Source organism: Aquimarina longa SW024 (assembly GCF_001401755.1).
GTDB classification, from domain to species: Bacteria; Bacteroidota; Bacteroidia; order Flavobacteriales; family Flavobacteriaceae; genus Aquimarina; species Aquimarina longa.
Map to the genome: position 1 here is coordinate 333,054 of NZ_KQ474102.1, position 18,411 is coordinate 351,464.

The 18,411-nt window shown below is 31.5% G+C and carries 15 protein-coding genes; 2 read left to right on the forward strand and 13 right to left on the reverse strand.

The genetic code is table 11. The annotated features are described in order from the left end of the window. Positions 1-794: 794 nt before the first annotated feature. Positions 795-1,160, forward strand: coding sequence for a hypothetical protein (locus N456_RS17590; RefSeq protein WP_062060026.1), 366 nt, complete (start codon positions 795-797; stop codon positions 1,158-1,160). Here the strand turns inward: N456_RS17590 and N456_RS17595 are convergent. The 10 genes from N456_RS17595 to N456_RS17640 all read right to left on the reverse strand — a co-directional run bounded on the left by N456_RS17595 (position 1,133) and on the right by N456_RS17640 (position 13,882). After that, positions 1,133-2,557 (reverse strand): zinc-dependent metalloprotease, encoded by a 1,425-nt coding sequence (locus N456_RS17595; RefSeq protein WP_062060028.1) that lies wholly within the window; start codon positions 2,555-2,557, stop codon positions 1,133-1,135. The genes N456_RS17590 and N456_RS17595 overlap by 28 nt on opposite strands. Before the next feature lie 29 nt (positions 2,558-2,586). Further along, positions 2,587-3,138 carry a hypothetical protein gene (locus N456_RS17600; RefSeq protein ID WP_062060030.1) on the reverse strand — a complete coding sequence of 184 codons (552 nt, stop codon included), beginning with the start codon at positions 3,136-3,138 and terminating at the stop codon, positions 2,587-2,589. A gap of 478 nt (positions 3,139-3,616) precedes the next feature. Beyond that, the gene (locus N456_RS17605; protein ID WP_062060032.1) at positions 3,617-4,795 is read right to left on the reverse strand and encodes an AIR synthase related protein; all 1,179 of its coding nucleotides are present in this window, start codon (positions 4,793-4,795) and stop codon (positions 3,617-3,619) included. A gap of 67 nt (positions 4,796-4,862) precedes the next feature. Further along, positions 4,863-6,353: a carboxypeptidase regulatory-like domain-containing protein gene (locus N456_RS17610; protein ID WP_062060034.1), complete on the reverse strand. Its 1,491-nt coding sequence runs from the start codon at positions 6,351-6,353 to the stop codon at positions 4,863-4,865. 68 nt (positions 6,354-6,421) lie between these two features. Beyond that, positions 6,422-7,807 carry a CsgG/HfaB family protein gene (locus N456_RS17615; RefSeq protein WP_062060036.1) on the reverse strand — a complete coding sequence of 462 codons (1,386 nt, stop codon included), beginning with the start codon at positions 7,805-7,807 and terminating at the stop codon, positions 6,422-6,424. A gap of 9 nt (positions 7,808-7,816) precedes the next feature. After that, positions 7,817-8,227 carry a curli production assembly/transport component CsgF gene (locus N456_RS17620; protein ID WP_062060038.1) on the reverse strand — a complete coding sequence of 137 codons (411 nt, stop codon included), beginning with the start codon at positions 8,225-8,227 and terminating at the stop codon, positions 7,817-7,819. Between the two features lie 11 nt (positions 8,228-8,238). Continuing rightward, entirely contained in the window at positions 8,239-8,934 is a 696-nt protein-coding gene (locus tag N456_RS17625) for a CsgE family curli-type amyloid fiber assembly protein (protein WP_158447924.1), read from the reverse strand. 151 nt (positions 8,935-9,085) lie between these two features. Further along, positions 9,086-9,586, reverse strand: coding sequence for a hypothetical protein (locus tag N456_RS17630; RefSeq protein ID WP_062060042.1), 501 nt, complete (start codon positions 9,584-9,586; stop codon positions 9,086-9,088). 98 nt (positions 9,587-9,684) lie between these two features. Next, complete coding sequence (locus tag N456_RS17635; RefSeq protein ID WP_062060044.1) at positions 9,685-11,208, reverse strand: hypothetical protein; 1,524 nt, start codon at positions 11,206-11,208, stop codon at positions 9,685-9,687. Between the two features lie 487 nt (positions 11,209-11,695). Further along, entirely contained in the window at positions 11,696-13,882 is a 2,187-nt protein-coding gene (locus N456_RS17640) for a glutamine synthetase III family protein (protein WP_062060046.1), read from the reverse strand. A 220-nt stretch (positions 13,883-14,102) separates the two neighbouring features. Between N456_RS17640 and N456_RS17645 the strand changes: the two genes are divergently transcribed. Then, positions 14,103-15,128 (forward strand): glutamine synthetase beta-grasp domain-containing protein, encoded by a 1,026-nt coding sequence (locus N456_RS17645; protein ID WP_062060048.1) that lies wholly within the window; start codon positions 14,103-14,105, stop codon positions 15,126-15,128. Positions 15,129-15,277: 149 nt separating this feature from the next. Here N456_RS17645 and N456_RS17650 read toward each other — a convergent pair whose 3' ends face one another. From N456_RS17650 to N456_RS17660, 3 genes are all read right to left on the reverse strand, one after another. Then, complete coding sequence (locus N456_RS17650; protein ID WP_062060050.1) at positions 15,278-15,919, reverse strand: hypothetical protein; 642 nt, start codon at positions 15,917-15,919, stop codon at positions 15,278-15,280. Between the two features lie 483 nt (positions 15,920-16,402). After that, the gene (locus tag N456_RS17655) at positions 16,403-17,056 is read right to left on the reverse strand and encodes a hypothetical protein (RefSeq protein WP_062060052.1); all 654 of its coding nucleotides are present in this window, start codon (positions 17,054-17,056) and stop codon (positions 16,403-16,405) included. A 339-nt stretch (positions 17,057-17,395) separates the two neighbouring features. Then, on the reverse strand, positions 17,396-18,346 hold the full coding sequence (locus N456_RS17660; RefSeq protein WP_062060054.1) for a calcium/sodium antiporter: 951 nt from the start codon (positions 18,344-18,346) through the stop codon (positions 17,396-17,398). Positions 18,347-18,411 lie beyond the last annotated feature (65 nt).

Sequence of the window (18,411 nt, forward strand, 5' to 3'; positions counted from 1 at the left end):
GTTAATATACGAGATAGCTTGTTTAATATTATATTTTTTATCATGATAACAGTTTTTCCAATACTTATTATATTATATATTGTTTCATAAAAAGTGATATCTATAGAAAATAAAATGATATGATCTCTGGGAATTATCTTATCGACTACAGGAGCATACTACTGTGCAACCACAAGTACATTATCAGGTAAATATGGAGGGGCAAGACTTCTTCCCTAGAAATCAATATTATACTAAATTTTAAAAAAGAAAACGATGGATTTAGATACTTTTATTTTTGCTACGTCAATAGCCATACCTCTTTTTACATTTCTTCTTTTTAGAAAACAATTAGAAAATAATACCCAATGGTTTATCATTGGGGGGGGGATAGTAACTATAATCGGATATATATATATATATATATATATATATATATATAAGTACTATAGAAGATAAAAAAGTACTTTATATTAATATGCTTGTTCCTCTATATGCAGCTTTACTATATAAAGGGATGATTTATCTGTTTGTAAAACTATTTGGTAGGATGCCAGTAGACACCTCTTTTGAGTTTCATGTTAATATACGAGATGTTCTATTTAATCTTTTATATTTTATTATGATAACTGTTCTACCTATGCTTTCATTACTTTTTATATGAGAACATAAACGCAGTATGATGCGAGAACGCTTATACCGTATGCAAGACCATACTGCTGTACAACCACAAGTACATTATCAGGTAAATATGGAAGGACAAGACTTCTTCCCTAGAAATCAATATTATACTAAATTTTAAAAAAGAAAAACGTATGGATTTAACTTCAATAATTTTCATATCAGGTATACTCATCCCTCTATCTGTATTTTTCTTTTATAGAAAACAATTAGAAAATAACGCCCAATGGTTTATCATTGGGGGGGATAGTAACTATAATCGGATATATATAAGTACTATAGAAGACAAAAAAACACTTTATTTAAATATGCTGATACCTTTATATGCAGTATTGTTATATAAAGGAATGGTTTATGTATTTGTAAAACTATTCGGTAGGATGCCAGTAGATACTTCTTTTGAATATCGATCCATGTATGGTGTCGTAGCATCCCGAAGGGTGCTATGCGCCATACATTTTGTTAGGTGTAGTTATTTTATTATCAATTTTCGAGTATAAGATTTTTTCTCGGTTTGGAAGATTAACAAGTAAAATCCTTTTGAAATTCCCTTAGGAATATCTATATCATCTTTTGACCTAATGGTTTGTTCAAAGACTTTATTTCCGTTCTGACTTACTAGACTTAAAAGACCTACTTCTTCGGGTAAAATAATTTCAAAAGAACCATTATTAGGGTTGGGGTATACAAATAAATTGTTACTAATATGATAATCTTTTTGTTCGGAAAAATCATTTCCTTGAGGTTTTGCTTTATAGTCAGCGATTTTGTTTTTTTGACCTGATACTTGATTTGATTTATTACTTGTTCTCAAATTATTAAGTCGAACATATTTATCACATTCAAAACCTATTTTTGCATGAAATGTACTTCCTTCTTCTACCTCAAATCCAGGATGTAGATGAATTTCTTCATGTGCTACATACCTAATATTACTATTGTTAATTATCTTATTATGTGCTTCAATATTAATTGACATAAATGTTTTAGGTTGATTAGGCGGATATGGTTCATAAGGTGTAGAATTATTAGAAATAGTAAAATTTGCTGAGAGGACATTATCAGTATCAGGAACAATTATGTGATTTTTGTCATATATCGCACTATAATTTATTCTATTGTATTGTTCTTGACTAAAATGGTCTCTACAATTACTTCGAGAATATGACATTATATTTCTAGTATCAGGGGAGTAAAGTTGTCCATTAGCATCAGTTGATGAACCATTATAGATACATGAAAAAGATACTTCTCCAAAAAGATTTGGATCGGCAGGAGTGTCGCAAAGTTCATCTCCTGCAGTTGTGCAGTTACTTCCATTTACTAATTCATCTGTAGTACCCGTATTAGTTTTGCCGTGTGTATGATATAATGTAAAAAAGTGACCCATTTCGTGTGTAATTGTAGATAATCCTTGAGCACTTCTCATATAAATTCTATTTTCAGAGTTACCCTGAGGAGAATAAGTATAACCTCCAACAGAGCCACTATTAGTGGTAACTGAGTTAAAGTAATATATATTTATAGCTTCATAATTGTCATGACTTGTAATTAGGTGTTCTTGATTTTGATGAAAATCATATAGATTATCACTATTAACATATTTTACATCACAGACAATGAAATTAATGTTAGCATTTATATAATATTCATTTAGTTCGTCCATAAAATCATTCAGCTTATTTAAACTCATCCCCCCAGTCCCATCAGTTCTTGTAACAATTACATTATTAATTATAAAGCGTATTACAGGTTGAGAAGAAGATTTTAGGTTAGTATTTGAAAAGTGTTTTTGTCTTGCTAAACGAGTTGAGTCTAAATGTTCTTGCTCTAATGTGCCTATGATAGTTCCACATTTTAAATCAGTTTGTCCAAAAGTTATTTTTGCAAAAAGCACTATAGCAAAGAACCCTATTCATCTTAAATTTACCATTCTAAGTATTGTATTAAATTTTGTTTAGTATTTAAAGTTGATAGTTTTTTTGTCTTATTTGATTTTGAATCTTTAAAAATGATATCTTTTAATTCAATTTGAATGTACACTTCATAATCTCCATCTGTTAGTTCCGATTGGTTAGGGTTGACATGTATTATTGTACTGTCAGTTACGATAGCTGTTCCAGATATAGCTACCCAAGTATTTTTTATAGGATTAGGTGATAATGTTTCAAGAAATGGAATGTAACAAAGTTCAAAGGCATTTTCATAGAAATGAATATTAATGTTGAAAGATGAAGTATCTAGTGAAACAGTATCTTTTTGATTATTGGGATCGGGGAAATTCTCGAAATTTATTATCTCTGTTTTTGAAGAATTTGCTCCAAATACAGAAAAATTATTGGATCCTCCTCCGCAACCTTTAAAAGTTTGATACTTAAATTCTGGACTGTAATTCTTTTCCTCAGGAGAAACTGGACTGTTCTCTTTGCTACACGAGGATAGAAAAAAAACTATTATTCCTATTGCTAGTATTTTCATAATTTATTCATTTTCATTCTGACGAACGTTTTTATATCGTTATGAAAATCAGATGTTAGCAGTTCTGTTTTTCAGTGTTGTTTTCTTCTTTTTTATCTAACTAAACGTTATCTTAAAGTAATTATTTGTTTTTCCCACTAAAGGAGGAATTACACCTAACATATAAATATACGAGATGTTCTATTTAATCTTTTATATTTTATTATGATAACAGTTTTTCCCGAAATTACTATAATATATATTGTTTCATAAAAAGTGATACCTATGAAAATAGAATGATATGATCTCTGGGAGTTATTTTATTTTATCGACTACAGGAGCATTGGGGTACCCTCAGTGGAGTAAACAGTGTCTTGTACTAAAATAGGTTTACAACTTCTTTTTAGTTCTATTATTGTAAACTAACAATAGGTTTTTGATAAAAAATTCACTTGTTTTTATAAGTCCTATTAAAAAACTTACATAAAATTAGCGTTAATTAATATATATACGTACCAAACTCACTATTAATTGTAAGTTTCTTTTTTTCAGAAGCTTCTACCCGACCTACAATCTGAGCATCTACATTAAAACTCTTGGATATAGCCATAATTTCTTCTGCAATCTCTGGTGTAACATAGAGTTCCATACGATGTCCCATATTAAATACTTGATACATTTCTTTCCAGTCGGTCCCTGAGTTTTCTTGAATTAGTTTGAATAAGGGAGGAACATCAAATAAGTTATCTTTTATAATATGTAGATTATCTATAAAGTGTAATATCTTGGTCTGTGCACCACCACTACAGTGTACCATTCCATGAATGGTTTGTTTATCAAATTTTGATAACATTTCTTTTATAATAGGTGCATATGTTCTGGTAGGAGATAGCACTAGTTTCCCTGCATCTATGGGTGAGTCTTTAACGGTATCGGTTAAGTTTGTTTTACCAGAGTATACTAAATCAGAAGGTACGGATGGATCAAAACTTTCTGGATATTTTTCTGCTAGAGTTTTACTAAATACATCGTGGCGTGCAGAGGTCAATCCATTGCTCCCCATACCTCCATTATACTCTTTTTCATAACTTGCTTGCCCGAATGAGGCTAATCCTACGATTACATCTCCTGCTTTTATATTTGCATTATCAATAACATCTTTTCGTTTCATACGTGCAGTTACGGTAGAGTCTACAATAATAGTACGTACTAGATCTCCTACATCTGCTGTCTCTCCTCCTGTAGAATGAATTTCTACTCCGAATCCTTTAAGATCTTCTAATAATTCTTCTGTTCCGTTAATTATTGCAGAAATTACTTCTCCCGGAATCAGGTTTTTGTTTCTACCAATAGTAGATGATAGTAAAATATTATCGGTAGCGCCGACACATAATAAATCATCAATATTCATAATCAGTGCATCTTGTGCAATACCTTTCCATACAGAAACATCTCCTGTTTCTTTCCAATACATATAGGCTAATGAAGATTTAGTTCCTGCACCATCGGCATGCATAATCAGACAATACTCCTCATCTCCTGTAAGATGATCTGGTACAATTTTACAAAATGCTTTTGGAAACAATCCTTTGTCTATGTTCTTAATTGCACTGTGTACATCTTCTTTTGATGCAGAAACTCCTCGCTGGGCATATCTTTTGCTTACTTCTTGACTCATGATATTGGAAATTAAAGCGCAAAGATAATCGAATTTAAGAACTCAGAATTCAGAATTCAGAATTATATTACTCCCAATCTGGCATCATTGCATTTTTTATCAATTCTGTTCTTGTATTTACATCATCAATAGGTAACGTTTGAATGTTTTTTACCGAGATTCCATCATTAGAAGTGTTTACAAAAATAATACTAGCTTCATTTGGTGAAAATCGTGCATCTAGATCATTTGTCCCTGCGGGTCTATCTGTAGAGAGGTCTGTACTGGTTGTAGTTGTAAAATCGTATATAAAAATACGAGAGTCTAATTGACGGTGATCGGCAAACTCTGATCCCGACATATCTCTACTATATAACAACTTAGTTCCATCTATTGATAAATTAATACTACCTGCTGCGCCATTTTCTCCTGTAAGTATGGTATTCTGTACTCCTCCTGTACCATCAATGGTAAAAATCTGTACGGAATACCCATCTAGATTGTTTGTTTTTAGAGCGATCATTCCTGTATTTTCATTTTTATCAACTTCTGTAATTAGATCTCCTGTGGTTTCATATAATTTATTAAGGTTACTACCATCTATGTCGATACTGTATAGTTTATTCTGATTAGGAAATAATAATTTAGCTCCCTTAGCATCCCAGGAAAAATCTATTTCTTCTAGGTTATATCCTGATACTCCTACTGTAGCGGTAACTTGTTGTAATTGCGATCCATCTTCATTCATGATAAATAAATGAGTCTGTGATCCTACGGACTGTAAAAAAGCAATTTTATTAGTTATTGGATTTCTTCTTGGCCTAAAACTATTTTTAGAACTAGGAGTAAGCTGTATCTCTGTTGCTCCAGTTTCATCAGCAGAATACACTACACTATTACCATTGACTAATCTGGTATATACAATTCTATTATTTGGTGGTGCAACGGTTGTAAAGGCATGGCTTGTACTGTTCACTTCTGTGTTTATACTATCACTAGCTGTTACTTGCCAAAAATACTGAGTACTGTATAATAATCCTGAAACTGTATATGTAGTGTCTGTAATATTTTCAAAAATCTCTATCGTTGTATTTTTTTCATTTCTAAGACTCACTTTATAGGTCAGTTTATCGTCCTTATCTGGGTCTTTGGCACTCCATATAAGTTTAGCTTCTACAGGAATATCAGTAGCATTATCTACTGGTGTTACTAATTTTATTGTTTCTGGAGGGCGATTTGTTGCAGTAGCCTTCTTCATTTCTATTACCAATTCTACCTCTTTATTTGTCAACACTTTAATCCCTTTAAAAACTCCTTGCAATCCTTCTTTCTGGGCAGAAAGTGAGTATTCTCCAGAGGGTACATTACTTAACTTATACACTCCGTTTTTATCTGTAAAAACTGTACTCGAAGAAGGAGTGGTGGATACTTTAACATTTTCTAGGGGTTCATTAGTTCCTACTTTTACTATTTTTCCTTTTACAGATCCCAATCCTTCTACATCAATTGTATCTTCACTACAGGAAATTGTAATTAGAATTATTATGAAACTTATTCCTTTTATGATCAATTCTTTCATCTGTGTATGTATTACTTTTATAAAGATCATATCGTATATGACTTATCTTTTTAAATGTACTATAGTATTTACTCTACTTTTTTTCTTTTAACGGGGTTTCCAAAATACCAATTAAGCCCTAAAGAAAAATTAAAATAATGGTCATCTCTTTTTCCTTGTGTTACTCCATCCAATTTATCGTCTAACATTATATTGTGGGTTGCATCTATCGAGAGACCTATTGTATTAGAAATTAAATATTCTATCCCTGCTCCGTATTGAATTTTTAATAGTGTATTTTTAAAATCATCATCATTTACAACTCCCATCCCTCCATATAGGAAAGGAGATAGTTTTTCAAACGGTAATAGTGTTAATTCGCTATTTAGATCAATTGCATTAAATCCTTTAGAGAATGATTTTTGATTAGATAGTTCGAATTTAGCAATACTAGCATTAAGGTTAAGATATGGATTAAAATACCATCTTGTTCCTATTTTTGCGGCGTATGTAAGCTCTGGAGTATTATAATCACCACTAATAAGGGCCCCTCCTCCTTTTACAAACATCGATACTTTAGTTCTTCTTTCTTTAAAATATCGATCATATATACCTGTATTCTGTGCTTCATTTTTTTCTGACCTATAGCTTTTTATTAAGGTTTTTACAGTTTCAGAATCGGCATCAACTGCCCATAACTTATCTTCTACACCTTCTATTATCAACGATTCTACAGCTTTCTCTATAGCTTCTGTAACTGCCATCTGAGTAGGTTCATTCTTGGTAAATCCTGTTTCTGCTTCTAGTAATCTTTTAAATTTTACATATCTAAAAAAATTAGCATCTAATGCCTGTGATAAAATGGTTTTAGAGACGTATACTGTTTTTAGAATTTTACCACTAGAGGTGGATACTGCTCTTAGGTAGACTGTAATTCTATCTTGTCTATATTTTGTAGATGCTCCGATCCCAAAGTATCGTGCTCCTACACCGCCTGTTATAATATTAGAATCGTATGAAACAATACCTCCTTCTAGAATGATCCCTGCGTATAATAATGGTGGTAATTGTGGTTCATTTAGGTTTTTTGTTTTTCTGTATTCTTTTCTGGTAGAGCGTATAATATTACGCTCATTAAGCAGGTTACTTAAATTTTCTCTTTCGATAGGTACAAACCACCTAGAGTCTTCGAGTGCTTTTATTAAGATTGTAGTTGCTCCCTGAGTGACTGCGGTACTAAAAGTGCTCCCTCCTTGTGTAGGTTTATATTGTCCTGTCTGATCTCTAAATTTATAAACCCCTACTACTACTGGCTCAATAGGAAGAGGAAAATCTCTTAATGTTTTTGTCACCTCTGTATCCGCTCCTATTCTGGCTTTTTCTATAACGATGGGTTGATTAAAATATGCTCCACAGCGAGGTAATACAAATACGCACGAGATTATAAGGAGTACTCTATATAGTTTATGATACATTAAAAAAAATTAATTAGGAATTATTATTTGGGATTGATCTCCTGTATTGGTGTCTAGAATATCTACAACCAACCCTTCTCCCGAGCGATACACTTCTACAAATAGACTTCCAAAATTAAAAGTCCCTGGGGTAATCCCTTCTTTGCCAAACTGTCTATCAAATAGTGTTCTTGAGATCTTATTGAGTAATTGGCTGTTTAAGTTTTCTGTAAATCTATCTAAATTAGAACGTTGATTTCTGGAGGTACTCCCTTTAGGGTCTGTAAAAGTATTCTGTGCCTCTGCAGAGCTAAGAAGCCATTGATAATTAAAGGTATCTCCTCCAAAAGCTGGGTTTATAGGCTTGTATACTAAATCTTGCCCAAAAGATAAGTTATATATTGAGAAAACAAGAAAAAGAGTAATGACAGTTGACTTCATTGATAATGGTTTTAATACTGAAAGATATCGTTTTTTTGTTTTTCTAAATTCTTAAAGTATGTGTATACTTTTCTAATGCCTATTTTTGACATTTGTTCTAAGTATTCTATATCGGGTTTACCGATAAATTCATGAATAATAGTATCCTCTATTTTTATTTGAATAATAGTACTACGCCCAAAATTTAGTTTTTCTACTACTGCTACAATTTTATTACCGTCTATATGATGCAACACATATGATGCATAGAATAGCTCATAAAAATCTTTTCCTGGTTTAGTTTTGGTTTCTTCGACTACTATTCCTTTTAATTCTATCCCATCGTTGGAGGCACTTTGTTTGGTTGTTTGGGGTGTATTAGTTGTTTGGTCATTAAATACAATCCTATCTTTACCTACGATCTTATCTTCTTCATAGATCAATAAAAGCACTACTATTTTACTACTTGTATCTATATCAATCGAAACTTTAGAAAGTTCTTTACTTTCGTTAGCTTCTAAGGTAAATCTTCCTTCTTGAGTATTCTTTGATACATTATTAGCTGTATCTGTTTTAAATACAGAAATAGTATATCGTAAGCTCTTATAAACTTCTGTAGTATTTGTTGCGTTCCCTACTATAGAAGCTATAGTAGTATTCGTTTTGGTTTTAATTTTTGCTACTATATCCGTATTGGTATACTGAGCTGTTGATATTTTAGATATCATTATTAGCAGTACTATACATGTATATTTCATTGGTGTATTACTTAATACTAAATCAATACTATTGGCACAAATTTATTAGGTACGCTTTTGGATAAACATTTTGATTATAGAAGTATTATTGGGGTTTAACCTCTTTTTTTATAAGGGAATTTTAAAAACTTCTAATAATTATAGTCTTAGCTTTTCCTGTCATTTTATATTTTATATTTTTAGATAACTCATTGCTTCCAAATCGTTCAAAAGTTAGATTATCACCTTTTTGAACAAGCTCTAATTTGGTTGCTATATCAGGGTTAAAAGAAAAATCTTTTACTGTATTGCTATTTCCTGATTGTACTATCTGTTTTTCTATTTCTCTTGCTGATTCATTAAATTCTATAGTATTATAATCTCCTTTTTGAAGTATATTAATATCTGATGCTGTTGCTCTAATCGTAGATGATACTTTATTATAGGTTCCTATTTGTTGTATAAAAACAGAATTTACACCACTAGAAACAGTTGGTTTATATTGATTCGCTGTTTGCGATGAAATAATAAATTTATCCTGATTACTAATAGGGAGTTCATTCTTCTCTTTTATATCCTGAGCGTATATTGTAGAAAAGGACATTAAAAATAATAACATTTGTATAAAAAAAGTTGTATTCATAGTTCAGAATTTAAAAAATTAGGAAAAGAGCTATACTTAATCATAGATAGAGACTAAATATAACTCTTTTACAAACATAAAAACGTAATCAAATTTTATTAATTTGATCCACCATTATTTTGAGTTACAATAATTGAATTATTAACTCCATTTTGAACAATCATACTGGTATGCATATCTCCTGTTTGACTCACACGAGTACTATTACCTGTCCCTAATTGCATATCTTTTGCCATATTCATCTCTCCTGATTGTAAAATATCACTTACATTACTTGCCCCTTTTTGAGTAGAAACTGCAGTATTTTGATTTCCTGATTGAATCTGAAGAATGCTATTAGATTCTCCTGCTATTCCTATATCTCCTTCTTGAGAAGCTTCTGCAGTATTATCATTACCTAATTGAAGTTGTTTTGCTATATTCTTACCTCCAAAAAATGAAACATTCTGAGTAGCAGAAGCAGTATTTCTATATCCTATCTGAGTTTGTCCTATAGTGTTATCATCCTCTTCATGTTTTGCAAATGCTTTATTATCATCACCTAGCTGATATTGATTAACACTACCTCCTCTAGATACGAAGAAAAAACCTCCTTGTTCAGAAGTTGCGCTATTATTAGTTCCTATTTGTTTCTGGATAAGTTTATTATCAAATCCTGATTGTTTTGCTAGAGCTGTATTCTGTTTTTCTGACTGTGATTGATCTGCACTATTATCACTACCATCTTGTTCTATTGTCGCAGTATTAGCATTACCTTTTTGTACTTGAATTGCATAATTATCTCCTCCATATGCTAGCAAATTTTGTTTGGCACTTGCATTATTTCCTTCTCCTTCTTGCCCTTGTAGGATTGTATTATTACTTTCTTCGTGATTAGCAAAAGCTGTATTTTCGTCTCCTATCTGCACTTGTTCAACTCTTCCTCCAGTAGCACTATAAAGATCGCTCCCTTGTAATGATGTTGCGATATTACCATTTCCGCTTTGATCCTGTCGTACAGAATTATTATTTCCCCATTGTTCTGCTTTGGACATATTAGCGTCTCCTTCTTGTAATTGTGCAGAGACATTCTCATCACCAACCTGAGCTATAGAAGCCACATTAGATTTTCCTTTTTGCTCTAACTCACTAAAGTTATCGTTCCCTTTTTGTACAGAAGATGCCGAGTTATCATCTCCTAATTGAACCTGAAAAGCTGCATTAACGTTGCTCTCTTGAGATATCATAGCTTCATTTCTATTTCCTTCTTGGTTCTGCTCAGAGAAATTCTCTTCTCCTGTTTGTTCTAGATTCTGAGTAGCTCTTGCATTGTTATCATTACCTATCTGTACCTGATATACTTTATTACCATCTCCTTGTTGCTGAGAAAATAGTGAGTTTTTATTGCCTGTTTGAGACTGTTCTACAACTCCATTATTCGAATTAAACTCTTTAACTCCTTGGGTAGATTCTGCTCTATTCATTACTCCTTCCTGACTTGTTTTCAATACGTTAGAAGTTCCTGTCTGGTTAACCGTAGTAGCATTTTCATTCCCTTTTTGATTAACATCGCTTATATTTGATTGAGCAATAACTGCTGTAACACTTAATAAAGCTGCTAGACTAAAAATTATTTTTTTCATGTGTGATATAAATTAAAGTGATTAAATATGTTTTATTTCATAAAAGTATAGCGCAGATCTAAAAGAGATTAAAAGAATAACCTCTACATTTCGGTAGCTATAGCTTTATTTTTTTGGGGACTTGTATTAATTTTTATACGAAATAATCGTATATAATTAGTTTCTTATGTTCTATACTTCAAAATAAAATGATAACTAGATTATCTCTTGAACTCGGTTCTACTGAGTACATTTTTTTACTTTTATTTAGAACATAAACAATTTAATTTTGCCTACAATAATTCCAAATAAGAACTGGTATAAGGGGTAATGTTTTACCAAATTTAAGAAATATTAAGACTATTATTACATACTTAATCCTCTTTCGATGAAATACATACGGGAAAACCATAGAAAAATAAATTTCTATGGTTTTTAAAGGGCTTATTAATATGTTAATTTTTTACTAAATCATTTCTAGCAAGAAAAAACGTAAGTTAATTCTTACCTATCTAGTAAACAATAATTCTCTATATTTTGTTAGTGGCCATAATTCATCATCGACTAGTAGTTCTAATTTATCACAACTATATCTAATCTCATCAAACAGTGGCTTTACTTTTTCACAATAACTGGAAGCTTTCTTCTCTAGATTTTCTAATTTGTTTGCCTTTTTACGAGCCTCGGTCATCTCATTTACTTTAGTATTAATTTTTCCTATATGTTCAGAGATTTCTTCTAGAATACCCATTTGTTCTTTAGCATGCTTTTCAAAATCATCGCCATATAAGCTTTTTAAGCCTGACACATTACTAATAAGTGTATTCTGATATCGTATTGCCGTAGGAATAACATGATTACGAGCAATATCTCCTAATACTCGACCTTCTATCTGGATTCTCATTGCATATTCTTCTACTTCTATTTCATAGCGAGCTTCTGCTTCTATTCTATTCATCACTCCCATTTCTTCAAAAAGCTTAAGGTTTTTTTCAGAAACTTTTGCTTTTAGAGCTTCAGGAGTAGTTTTATTATTACTTAATCCTCTTTTTTTAGCTTCTTTCTCCCACTCCTTACCATATCCATTTCCTTCAAAAAGGATGTTCTTAGATTGTTTTATATACTCTCTTAATACATTAAATATTGCTTCATCTTTTTTAAGATCTTTTTGCTCAATCAATGCATCTACTTCTTTTTTAAACTCTTTGAGTTGTTTTGCAACAATTGTATTTAAAATAGTCATTGGATTTGCACAATTTGCTTTTGACCCAACTGCTCTAAATTCGAATTTATTTCCTGTAAAGGCAAAAGGAGAAGTTCTATTGCGATCTGTATTATCTAATAGTATTTCTGGTATTTTACCTACTACATTAAGCTTAAGATCTGTCTTTTCTTGTGGAGATAATTTTCCATCAGTAACACCTTCTAACTCTTTTAATACATTTGTTAATTGCTCTCCAATAAATACTGACATAATAGCTGGAGGGGCTTCATTTGCTCCTAATCGATGATCATTACTAGCTGATGCAATACCTGCTCTCATTAATTCTTCATTTTCATTAATTGCTTTAATCGTATTAATAAAAAAAGTTAAAAATTGCAAGTTACTCATTGGTGTTTTCCCTGGACCTAATAAGTTTACACCTGTACTAGTTGCTAAAGACCAGTTATTGTGCTTACCTGATCCATTGACTCCTGCAAATGGTTTCTCGTGTAATAACACTCTAAGATTATGTCTCATTGCTACTTTATCCATTACATCCATCAATAAAGAATTGTGGTCAACTGCTAGGTTGGTTTCTTCAAAAATAGGAGCTAATTCGAATTGATTAGGAGCTACTTCGTTATGGCGGGTCTTTACAGGAATACCTAATAGCATACATTCTGTTTCTAAATCTCTCATGTAGTCCAAAGCTCTGGTCGGAATACTTCCAAAATAATGATCGTCTAACTGCTGCCCTTTTGCAGGAGAATGCCCCAAAAGTGTTCTTCCTGTCATTACAATGTCTGGTCTAGAGTATGCTAATGCACTATCAATCAAAAAATACTCTTGTTCCCATCCAAGAGAAGCATTTACTTTTTTTACATTCTTATCAAAATACTTTGATACTGCTGTAGCTGCATTATCTACCGCCTGTAATGCTCTTAATAAAGGAGTTTTATAATCTAATGCTTCTCCTGTATAGGCTACAAAAACAGTAGGAATACATAATGTAGTGCCATAAATAAAAGCAGGAGAGGTTGGATCCCATGCCGTATATCCTCTAGCCTCAAAAGTATTACGGATACCTCCATTAGGAAAAGAAGATGCATCTGGCTCTTGCTGTACCAATTGTCCTCCTTCAAACTTTTCTATTGCTTCTCCATCCCCTATAGTTTCAAAAAAAGCATCGTGTTTTTCTGCCGTAGCACCAGTAAGAGGCTGAAACCAATGTGTATAATGAGTTGCCCCCTTAGAAAGTGACCAATCCTTCATCGCTGAGGCTATCTGATCCGCAATTGTGCGATCAATCTTAGAACCATTTTCTATAGCATCTATAACACTTGTATATGCATCTTTGGTTAGACATTGAAGCATTGTTCTTTGATTAAATACATTTTCGCCAAATAATGCAGATCGACGTTCTGTTTCTGTAACAACTACAGTGTTACGATTTAGTGTTTCTTTTAAAGCTTGAAATCTGAGTGTTGACATAGGTAAATTAAGTTTTTACACAAAGATATGAGAAGTTTTTATTGTTATCTTAAAAAAAAACAATCTTTTAAAATAACAAATAATCAAAATACCCCTAAACAAAATAGGGTATCTATAAAAAAACAACTTAAATAACACTTACACCCCCTTTTATTTTGACACCTAAAGAATATATTATAATTTTACAGCCTGTACTAATTCAATTTATAAAGTATTAATTATGAGTAAAGCTAAATTAGAATACATTTGGCTAGATGGTTATAAACCAACTGCTAACTTAAGAAGTAAAACAAAAATTGAAGAAAATTTTAGCGGAAAGCTAGAAGATTGCCCAATGTGGTCATTTGATGGTAGTTCTACAAGACAAGCAAAAGGAGGTTCTTCTGATTGCTTATTAAAACCTGTTGCTATATACCCTGATCCTGCAAGAAAAAATGGATATTTGGTAATGACTGAAGTTCTAAATTCTGATGGAACATCTCATGAATCTAATGCAAGAGCTACAATTGATGATGATGATAATGATTTTTGGTTTGGTTTTGAGCAAGAGTACTTTATCATGGATACCAAAACTCAATTACCATTAGGATTCCCCGTAGGAGGATACCCAGGACCACAAGGTATGTACTACTGCTCTGTAGGAGGAAGAAATACACATGGTAGAGATTTTGTTGAAGAGCATGCTGATTTATGTATCGCTGCTGGTCTAAACTTCGAAGGTATCAATCAAGAGGTTGCTAGTGGACAATGGGAGTTTCAATTATTTGCCAAAGGTGCTAAAAAAGCAGGAGATGAAATTTGGATCGCTAGATATCTACTAGATCGTTTGACTGAACACTATGGTTTTTATATAGAATACCACCCAAAACCTATTAAAGGAGATTGGAATGGTTCTGGAATGCATGCTAACTTCTCTAATGAACTACTAAGAACATGTGGTTCTAAAGAAATATACGAAACTATATGTGAAGCATTTAGACCTGTTACCAAAGAACATATCGATGTCTACGGAGAGTTTAACGATCAACGATTAACTGGTGAGCATGAAACACAGTCTATTCATGAATTTTCTTATGGGGTATCTGATAGAGGAGCTTCTATTAGAATTCCTATTATCACTGTAGAAAATGAATGGAAAGGATGGTTAGAAGATCGCAGACCAGCTTCTAATGGAGACCCTTATAAAATTGCAGCTAGAATTATTAAAACTGTTAAAACAGCAGATGTTGCAGCTCTAGCAGTCTAATTTTTTAATACAATAGCCAACTAATTGTAAACCTTAAACTAAAAAATATCGAAAGTATAATTTAATATACTTTCGATATTTTCTTTTTCTTCTATTACGTTTTAAAAAAATGCGCTTACCATACTAGTTAAGATAGCTTATATATCTAACTATTTAATTTTTTTTAATACAATAATTTCGTTTGCTGAAAAATCACCTATTACCAATAAGCTATTTTCTATACTTATAGCAATCTCCTGATTTTTCTTTTTTTCCAAGTTAGTCCTTGTTGAACTTAAACCAAATCCAAACGAATTAGCTGCAGCAACAAAATCAAGATTACAACCTCCAAATCTAGAAGTAAAAACCCCAGTTCCTTCTAAAACCCCTCTAACCCCAGAAGATATTTTTCTTAAATCACGTGCTTTGAAGTAAATATTCATCGTATTCTCTATATCGCCAGGACAATCTTCTATTAATGCTATTAAACCATTTCCTCTATCCTCTTCCATATGCACAATATGATCAACTGGACTTTCTTTTCCTTCTCGTGATTCAGGAATAGTAAAACGTACTACTTTCCAATCTCCTTTCAGAAAATCAATAAATTCTTGATTCCTTGTCGCTACTGGACCTGGGAAAATTATCCCATTTTTAGAAGAGGATTCTGACTCTATATCTTCCAAAAATGTAGTTTCTGAGTTAGCTTTATTCGTTGCAGGGTTTTGATCACTTATCGAGTCTTTAGAACAAGATGTTGCAATAAAAAGAGCGACTCCCATAATTGCATAAATGATTTTTCGTGTTTTCATGTTTTTTTAGATTTAAAGATTAATATTCGGGACAAAACTACTTTTAATCTTATAAATAAAGTCCCTTATTTGTATGAAGAGGTCTTTTGATTGTATAACAGATATGGATTATTACATGAAGACAAGTAAAAAGTAGAATTTAAGAATCTATACACTAAATCTAAGACCTTGTTTAACATACATTGTAGAGGTTCATTAAGAGCATGCTGTTATACTAAATATTTACTAGATCGTTTAACGATGCATCATGGATATTATAGAACATTCACCTTCTTAAACTAAAAAATATCGAAAGTGTAATGTATTATACTTTCGATATTTTAGTAATGAAATAAAGGTTAAATATCGGCGATATTTAACCTTTTCTTTTTATTGAATTTAAAAAAAGAAGAGGGGTATTTCGGATATTCAATTTTTTAATAATCAAACTCAACTATAATTATAAAAACGTCTCTTCTTTAATACTTTCCCTCCTCTTTTAAACTATTCCATTTTTTTAAATACAATAATTTCATTTTTTGAAAAATCACCTACCACCAATAAATTGTTTTCTATGCTTATAGCAACGTCTCGGCTTTCGGTTTTTTCTACATTTCCAAATCTAGTTAAAGAGTACCCAAATCCATCAGCTAAAGCAAACGCGTCTGTATTACAACCAAGAGATCTGTTATGTGCCCTAAAACCTCCTTTTATAGGTCCACCTGTTCCCTTTAAAACTCCTCTAACATCGTTTAAACCTATTTTTTTTAAGCTACCTACTTCAAAATAAATATCATATCCATTTGAACTACCAGTACATTTATTTATAGACGCTATAATTTTGCCTTCTATAATACTAAAATGTCCAATAGAATTAATCCAACTTTTTTTTCCTTCTTTTTCAGGAATAGTAAATCGCGTAATCCTCCAATCTCCCTCTAAAAAATCAATAAATTCTTGATTCTTTGTCGCTACTTGATCTGGGAAAACTATCCCATTTTTAGAAGAGGATTCTGACTCTATATTTTCCAAAAATGTAGTTTCTGAATTAGCATTATTCGTTGCAGGGTTTTGATCACTTATCGAGTCTTTAGAACAAGATGTTGCAATAAAAAGAGCGACTCCCATAATTGCATAAATGATTTTTCGTGTTTTCATATTTTTTTAGATTTAAAGATTGATATTCGGGATAAAACTACTTTTAATCTTATAAATAAAGTTCCTTATTTGTATGAAGAGGTTTTGTGATTGTATAACAGATATGGATTATTACATAAAGGCAAGTAAAGGATATAATTTTGGGGCATACAACATAGATATTATATCCCTTTTTTAAACAGTAATTCCTAAGAATATATTTGAATAATTAAATCCATATAAATAACAAAAAAAAACAGGCAATCAGTCTCCAATTAAGGACTAGCCTAATAATTCTTATTAAAACAGAATTTTAATAATTCGATTGATCAAATATCAAATTTTAGTATTCACAATAAGTTATTTCATGAAAACTAATGCTATAAAAACACAGTATGCTCCAAAAATCAAAAGTCCTTTAAAACGTCCAAGTATCATTTTTTTAGGTATAAAAGCTAAGGGAAGTAAAATAATAGCAAAACCAAGCATCCAATACATGTTTATATTTATCAAAACCTCATCTTTTACTACAATCGGCTGAATTAGTGCAGTTATCCCTAAAACTGATGCTATATTAAAAATATTAGATCCTATAAGATTTCCTAATGAGATTGCTTTTTCTTGCTTAAGAGCAGCTATAACTGATGCTGCTAATTCAGGAACACTTGTTCCTACGGCAATAAGAGTGAGTGCTATTACTCCTTCGCTAACTCCCATTTTTAGTGCTATAGATTCTGCTCCATTAACTAATAACTCAGAACCAAAATATAACGCCACTCCTCCTATAAGAAGCCAAACTATAATCTTAAAACTAGATGTTTGCTCTAGTGATTCGTCTAGTTTTTCTGAAATAGTATCAGAAAATTTACGAGCTCTTCTAATCAATACAACAAGATAAATCAATAATGATAAAAATAATATAAACCCTTCTAATGAAGTTAAAACACCATCTCCCAAAAGAATGTATAACGCAAAAGATAATAATACCATTACCGGCCAATTAAACTTATAAAAATCTCTATCAATAGCCAAAGGACCAATAATTGCAGTAATCCCTAATACTAAGCCAATATTAGCAATATTAGAACCTATTACATTACCTAAAGACATATCCGACAAACCATCCAGCGCTGCTTGAATACTTACCAATAATTCTGGAGCAGAAGTTGCAAAAGAAACCACAGTTAATCCAATAACCATACGAGATAATTTAAGCCTAAAAGATAATGCTACAGAAGATCTAACTAAAAATTCCCCTCCTACTACAAGGAGAATAAGTCCTATGATAACATAAAATATACTCGTAATCATGAATTTTATTTTTTGGCGAAGATACTATTATCTCAAAAGTTTTTTTAAAAAATAGCATCCATATT

What these genes read in the sequence shown, in the direction of transcription:
- N456_RS17625 (WP_158447924.1), bottom strand. Translation starts at nt 8,934, where the DNA reads ATGATATCTAAAATATCAACAGCTCAGTATACCAATACGGATATAGTA.
- N456_RS17650 (WP_062060050.1), bottom strand. Translation starts at nt 15,919, where the DNA reads ATGAAAACACGAAAAATCATTTATGCAATTATGGGAGTCGCTCTTTTT.
- N456_RS17645 (WP_062060048.1), top strand. Translation starts at nt 14,103, where the DNA reads ATGAGTAAAGCTAAATTAGAATACATTTGGCTAGATGGTTATAAACCA.
- N456_RS17600 (WP_062060030.1), bottom strand. Translation starts at nt 3,138, where the DNA reads ATGAAAATACTAGCAATAGGAATAATAGTTTTTTTTCTATCCTCGTGT.
- N456_RS17620 (WP_062060038.1), bottom strand. Translation starts at nt 8,227, where the DNA reads ATGAAGTCAACTGTCATTACTCTTTTTCTTGTTTTCTCAATATATAAC.
- N456_RS17640 (WP_062060046.1), bottom strand. Translation starts at nt 13,882, where the DNA reads ATGTCAACACTCAGATTTCAAGCTTTAAAAGAAACACTAAATCGTAAC.
- N456_RS17605 (WP_062060032.1), bottom strand. Translation starts at nt 4,795, where the DNA reads ATGAGTCAAGAAGTAAGCAAAAGATATGCCCAGCGAGGAGTTTCTGCA.
- N456_RS17610 (WP_062060034.1), bottom strand. Translation starts at nt 6,353, where the DNA reads ATGAAAGAATTGATCATAAAAGGAATAAGTTTCATAATAATTCTAATT.
- N456_RS17660 (WP_062060054.1), bottom strand. Translation starts at nt 18,346, where the DNA reads ATGATTACGAGTATATTTTATGTTATCATAGGACTTATTCTCCTTGTA.
- N456_RS17615 (WP_062060036.1), bottom strand. Translation starts at nt 7,807, where the DNA reads ATGTATCATAAACTATATAGAGTACTCCTTATAATCTCGTGCGTATTT.
- N456_RS17655 (WP_062060052.1), bottom strand. Translation starts at nt 17,056, where the DNA reads ATGAAAACACGAAAAATCATTTATGCAATTATGGGAGTCGCTCTTTTT.
- N456_RS17635 (WP_062060044.1), bottom strand. Translation starts at nt 11,208, where the DNA reads ATGAAAAAAATAATTTTTAGTCTAGCAGCTTTATTAAGTGTTACAGCA.
- N456_RS17590 (WP_062060026.1), top strand. Translation starts at nt 795, where the DNA reads ATGGATTTAACTTCAATAATTTTCATATCAGGTATACTCATCCCTCTA.
- N456_RS17630 (WP_062060042.1), bottom strand. Translation starts at nt 9,586, where the DNA reads ATGAATACAACTTTTTTTATACAAATGTTATTATTTTTAATGTCCTTT.